General features: G+C 68.9%; 4 protein-coding genes. 1 reads left to right on the top strand and 3 read right to left on the bottom strand.

What is annotated here, in order from left to right; all coding sequences use genetic code 11:
* Positions 1 to 599: 599 nt before the first annotated feature.
* From AB0442_RS41720 to AB0442_RS41710, 3 genes are read right to left on the bottom strand one after another with little or no spacing between them, the layout of a single operon-like run.
* Positions 600 to 1,742: a glycosyltransferase family 4 protein gene (locus AB0442_RS41720; protein WP_366168739.1), complete on the bottom strand. Its 1,143-nt coding sequence runs from the start codon at positions 1,740 to 1,742 to the stop codon at positions 600 to 602.
* 37 nt (positions 1,743 to 1,779) lie between these two features.
* Entirely contained in the window at positions 1,780 to 3,117 is a 1,338-nt protein-coding gene (locus AB0442_RS41715) for a hypothetical protein (protein ID WP_366168738.1), read from the bottom strand.
* Positions 3,118 to 3,162: 45 nt separating this feature from the next.
* Complete coding sequence (locus tag AB0442_RS41710) at positions 3,163 to 4,419, bottom strand: nucleotide sugar dehydrogenase (protein WP_366168737.1); 1,257 nt, start codon at positions 4,417 to 4,419, stop codon at positions 3,163 to 3,165.
* A gap of 30 nt (positions 4,420 to 4,449) precedes the next feature.
* Here AB0442_RS41710 and AB0442_RS41705 point away from each other — a divergent pair, with 30 nt between their 5' ends.
* Positions 4,450 to 5,223 carry a glycosyltransferase family 2 protein gene (locus tag AB0442_RS41705; RefSeq protein WP_366168736.1) on the top strand — a complete coding sequence of 258 codons (774 nt, stop codon included), beginning with the start codon at positions 4,450 to 4,452 and terminating at the stop codon, positions 5,221 to 5,223.
* Positions 5,224 to 5,332: the final 109 nt, after the last annotated feature.

Below are 5,332 nucleotides of genomic sequence, written 5' to 3'. Positions count from 1 at the left end.
GCCTGGTCTCCGACCGCTGCGCGGAGCGCTGAAGATCACCAGCCGAACCCTCCAGGCCGACACGCCCCACCCTCAATCGCGCACCAAGTCGTTAGGCGCTGGCCCCGCCCGGGCTGGTCTGCGGCTGGCTCCGAGGGTGGAAAATCCGGGGTTCTCGGACTCCTACTCGGGGCCCCGAGTCCCCCCGATCTCTTCGGCCGGTGCACGGCCCGATTCACCGCCGCCGAAGGCGAGCGGGTGCGCTGACACTGACCATCAAGAACCCGACGCCAGACGCGGCCAACCCACCGCACGCCGACACCGACCTGTACGCCACCCGCCTCGACTGGCAGAGATGGGGAGCCGGACTCGCCTACACCTGCCTCTACCACGAACCGGTGCGGCGGCGCAGCGCCGTCCTGCTGCGGGCCCTGACGACCCGCAGCACTGGTGCCGTCGCGGCAGCGTGCCAGAGGACACCGGCGGCGGACGAAACTGGTACTACGAGGGGTAATTGGGGACAAGGGCTGTGCACTCCCTTCCCGGGGTGCACAGCCCGCCTCGCGTGCAGCGTGCCACCGAGCTCCGTGCCATGGATGTCGTGGCGCGCCGCCCACCCGCTACTGGCCAAACCACTCATTCAGTGTTCCTCGGGGCCAAGTGACGCGGATTGTCAGGTCGCGCAGCTGCCGGCCGGTGGTGATGATGTCGTATCGGCGGGCGTTGTCGAGAGCTGCCTTGGTAAGGGCCGTGCGCTCGTGAACACCCCAGCTCATTTCGTCGAGGGCCGCCGCGAGCGAATGCGGGTCGCCAGGCTTGTAGGGAATGCCACCGTCGCCGAGGGTGTCACCGATGCCGGGAAGATCGGAGTAGGCGACCGGCAGCCCGTGGGCTTGGGCCTCGATGAGGACGAGCCCGAAGGCCTCCAAGCCCTTGGTCGTAAAGACGAAGGCGTCGAAGTGCGGCAAGCGGCGCCACAGTTCGATGCGGGGCAGGAACGGCTCGAAGCGAACCCGTTCGCGCAGCCCGAGCTCGATGGCCCGCTGTTCCAGGTGTTCCCGCTGGTTCCCGTGCCCGATCACGGTCAGCTGGTGCGGCTGGTCGGTCAGGGCAAGGGCTTCGATGGCAGTCATGGTGGACTTGTTGTCGTCGAGGCGGCTGGCGTGCACCAAGGCCAGCGGTCCGGTTCCGGTTGGCGGCCGGTCGTGGACCCGGGCACCGCTCAGGGGGATGCCCCATGGGATGACGGTGAGTCGGTCGGTGAATCTGTGTCCGGTGAGGCGGTCGATGCGGTCGGCGAGGGCGGAGGTCGGGACGACGATCGCCGCGGAGCGCCCGGTGACTTCCTCCAGGCCTTCGCGTTCCGATGCGCTGCGCTCGGCGGCCATCACGTCGGGGCCGTGGGCGATGGCGATGATCGGGATGTCGCCGGCGGTTCGGGCGAAGGCGAGACTCAAGGCGAGTCCGGGGTAATGGGCGTGGATGGCGTCCGGCTTGATGTTGTCGACGAGCGCGCTGACCTCGCGCGTCAGCTCCTCGACATAGGGGGCGAAGTCCGGGCCGAGGGGTCGCTTCGCCGTGGACAGGGTGAGCAGCCGGTCGAAAGCAGTTGCCCATGCCTGGTCGACGGGCGCTCTGCCAAGGAAGGTCGTGTGGATCCCCGGCATGGCGCCATAGAGGTCGCCGGTGAGGATCATTCCCCCGGAGGAGGGCGCGGAGGGGCGGTTGATGCCGGTCAGGACGTTCAGGCGCCTGGTGGTCATGCAAAGACTCCGGTCAAGGGCGAGGGGTGGCCGGGATTCAGGAAACGGCTTTCAGGGCCGGCTCGGCTCGTGCAGCGTTCGGCAGCTGGCGCTGGCGGGGAGGCGCCCACCAGGTCGCGAGGTGCGGTGCGAAAGCAGCCGTGACCTCGCCGGCCGGATGTGCATAGCCCTTGCTGTCCAGGTCCGCGGTCCACGCCCGGACCGTCGACCTGGGGTAGACGGGATTGATCCCGATCTCTCCCTTGGGGAGGACTCCGTTGAACGGCGTGGGGATTCCCTCGCTGGTCCAGTACTCCCACGCCTCCAGCGCCTTCGCCTTCTCGAACAGGTGGTAGAGCTGCGGGTAGCGGGGCAGGTACCGGATCTCGCGGAAGATCATCTGACCGATCAGCCCAGGCGCGGTCTTCAGGAGGAGGCCTGCGCTGGCGCCCTGGAAGGTGACCGCCGCCGCGTCCTGGGACGCGTCCAGCGCGGTCAGGGCAAACAGGTGCGACAACCGGCGCCGGACGTACTCGGCGACGCCCGGGGCGAGCTCCGGCTCGATACCTCCCACGAGCTCGACGAGCCGGTGATGACGCGGATGGAACCGGGCCAGGTCGAACAGCTGGTCCATGCCGTCGACCGCGGCGAACGCGAGTCGCTTGTAGAGCCGGTTGTTCAGCTCTCCTGCGTGGGCGCAGGTCTTGGTCTCCGCGGTGGTGGAGTGGAGCATCAGGTACTCGGACAGGACCTCGAAGTAGAGGTAGCCGAGGAACGGCATGTGGTGCACGGCGGCGGCGAGCCGGTCGACGAACGCGGGTGCCGGGGTGGCGCGGCCGGTGGCATTGCGCAGGGCGAGGTCGAGGAACCGGGCTGCGGCGCGCAGCCGGGCCGGCACGGCGCGGTCGAGCTGGTCCGTCTCGGCCGGGGTGAGGAAGCTGCGGTAGCGCTGGTAGGTGCGCAGGTGGACGGGCCCGAGGTGCAGGTAGTCGACTCCCTTGGCCGGGATCGGCGCGTCGGGGGTGACCTCCAAGATCATGGGCGTGTGGGAGGGCTTCGTCCGCAGCAGATAGGCGCCAAGGTTGTGAGGACGCAGTCCCTCGCGCTGGCTGGTGAGGGGCGAGCAGTACAGGGCTCCGACCAGGCAGCCGGTGGAGACGTGCAATTCCCCGCTGGTGCGGATGGCGTCGAGGTTCCTGGTGGTGTGCAGCAGGTACATCGGCTTCCCGCTGTGCAGGGCCTCGGTCATGGCGTTGTTGCGGATCAGCCAGCCGTTGGGGGTCGAGGTCTCCAGGTGCCGGCGCCAGTCGCTCTCGCTCTCCGCCAGTGAGGCGGGCATACGGCGGTGCGCAGGCTTGGTGTAGTCGGTGTGGGCGTGCTCCCACTCGTCACGCACGAGAACTCCCGGGGTGGATGGGTTCGGAAGCGGTCGGGGGCGGAGCTAGAGGGTTTCCACGTTCGGTCCGGACAGGCGGTTTCGGCAGTCGAGGACGTAGGGCGCGTTCTTCTCGATCAGCGCGAGGTCGAAGCGTGCGTGGTCCATGAGGAGCACCACGGCATCGGAGGCGCCGAGCTGCGCCGCGGTTGCGTCGACCAGGGGGACGTTCAGCTTGGTGGCGTCGCCGTGCGCGATGTTGGGGTCGGCGCCGCGGACCTCGGCGCCGAGGCCGGTCAGGAGTTCGGCGACCCGGGCCGAGGGGGATTCGCGCAGGTCGGTAGCGTTGATCTTGTAGGTCAGGCCGAGCAGCAGGATCCGCGCCCCGTTGACGTTCGTGCCGCGGTTGTCGAGCGCGTCTGTGAGGCGGCGGACGACGTAGTCGGGCATGTGGCGGTTTACGTCGGCGGCGAGTTCCACGAAGCGGGACGGGACTCCGAGCTCCCGCTGGGCCTTCCAGGAGAGGAACATCGGGTCGACGGGCAGGCAGTGACCGCCGACTCCCGGTCCCGGGGTGAACCGCGTGAAGCCGAAGGGCTTGGTCGCGGCGGCGTCGATCGCCTCCCAGATGTCCACGCCGAGCGGCCTGGCCAGCATCGCCAGCTCGTTGACCAGGGAGATGTTCACGAACCGGTAGGTGTTCTCGATCAGCTTCGCCATCTCGGCGACCCTGGTCTCGGACACCGGCACCGTGGTCCGGAAAATGCCATCGTAGAAACCCTTGATCACATCGAGCGACTTGGCATCGATGCCGGACACCACCTTGGGCGTCCCCTCGAACGACCACCGTGTGCTCCCCGGGGCGATGCGCTCGGGGCTGAAGCCGGCCAGGAAGTCCACCCCGGCCTTGAGGCCCGACGTCTGCTCCAAAGCCGGTAGCAGCAGTTCCTCGGTGGTGCCGGGGTAGGTCGTGGACTCCAGGATCACCGTGGCACCGGGGCGCAGGTGCGTGGCCAGCGTTCGAGCACAGGACTCGATGTGGGTCAGGTCGGGCACGCCGTCCCGCAGTGGGGTCGGCACGGTGATCACCGCTATATCGAAGCCGGCCAGCTCAGCCGCGTCGGCGGTCGGGGAGTAGGCCCCGGAGTCCAGCACGGCGCCCAGCTGCGAGGAGGTCACGTCCTCCACGTACGACTCGCCGGCAGTGAGCTGCTTGATACGGTGCAGGTCCACGTCGTAGCCGACGACGCGATGGCCCGCCTCGGCGGCGCGCACGGCGAGCGGCAGCCCTACGTAGCCCTGACCGGCGACAACAACGTCCATGACGACTCCTATCTGGGTAAGGACACTGCTGTGCCCCTGGTTTCTGTGGTGATGCCGGTACACAACTCGGTCCCCACTGTGGGTGCGTCGGTGCGCTCGGTGCTCGAGCAGACCCACACCGATGTGGAGCTGCTGGTCACCGACGACGCGTCCACCGACGGCTCCATGGACCTGCTGCAGGACATGGCCCGCCAGGACGAGCGTGTGCGCCCGCAGCCGGCGCCAGAGCAGGGCGGCGCGGCCAGGGCCCGCAACCTCGCCCTGGCACGGGCACGGGGGGAGTACGTGGCCTTCCTCGACGCCGACGACATGTGGCTGCCCGAGAAGCTGGAGCGGCAGCTCGCGTTCGCCCAGGCCGGTGATGTTCCGCTGACGTTTACCTCCTACTACAAGGTCGACGGCGACTACGTGGGCGAGGCGGTGGACTTCGCGCCGAACGGGCGGGTGGTCGCGGCACGGGAGCACGTGACGTACCGGGACATGCTGGTGCAGGACCACATCGGGGCCCTGACCGCCATGTACGACCGGACGGTGCTGGGCACGCGCCTAATGCCGGACATGCCCAAACGCCAGGACTACGCACTGTGGTTGTCGATCATGAGGGAAGGTCACCCAGCCCGAGGTCTGCAGGAACCGCTCGCGGTCTACAGGTCCGGCCGCGCAGGGTCACTGTCCTCGAACAAGCTGTCGCTGGTCGAGCACAACTGGAAGCTCTACCGCGATCACGAACAGCTGTCGGTCTTCCGGTCGACGTTGGCTCTGGCCGGCGCGACGTTGCACTCGGTACGGAAAGCACGCATCTAACGCCTGTCCGCGGGCTCCTGGGGAGCCCGGTCGCGGCTGTCGCCTGGCTTGGGCGCCCGCCGGGCCCCACCCGGGGGGGGGGCGCCCCGCGGGGGGGCCCGCCCCGGGC

It is taken from the genome of Kitasatospora sp. NPDC085895, from assembly GCF_040702125.1.
Lineage (GTDB): Bacteria > Actinomycetota > Actinomycetes > Streptomycetales > Streptomycetaceae > Kitasatospora > Kitasatospora arboriphila.
Note: the sequence above shows the minus strand (reverse complement) of the source record. Positions and strands in the feature narration are given on the sequence as shown.

Bases quoted from the DNA above. Each gene is read 5' to 3' on its own strand.
- AB0442_RS41720 (WP_366168739.1), bottom strand. From the start codon at position 1,742: ATGACCACCAGGCGCCTGAACGTCCTGACCGGCATCAACCGCCCCTCC.
- AB0442_RS41710 (WP_366168737.1), bottom strand. From the start codon at position 4,419: ATGGACGTTGTTGTCGCCGGTCAGGGCTACGTAGGGCTGCCGCTCGCC.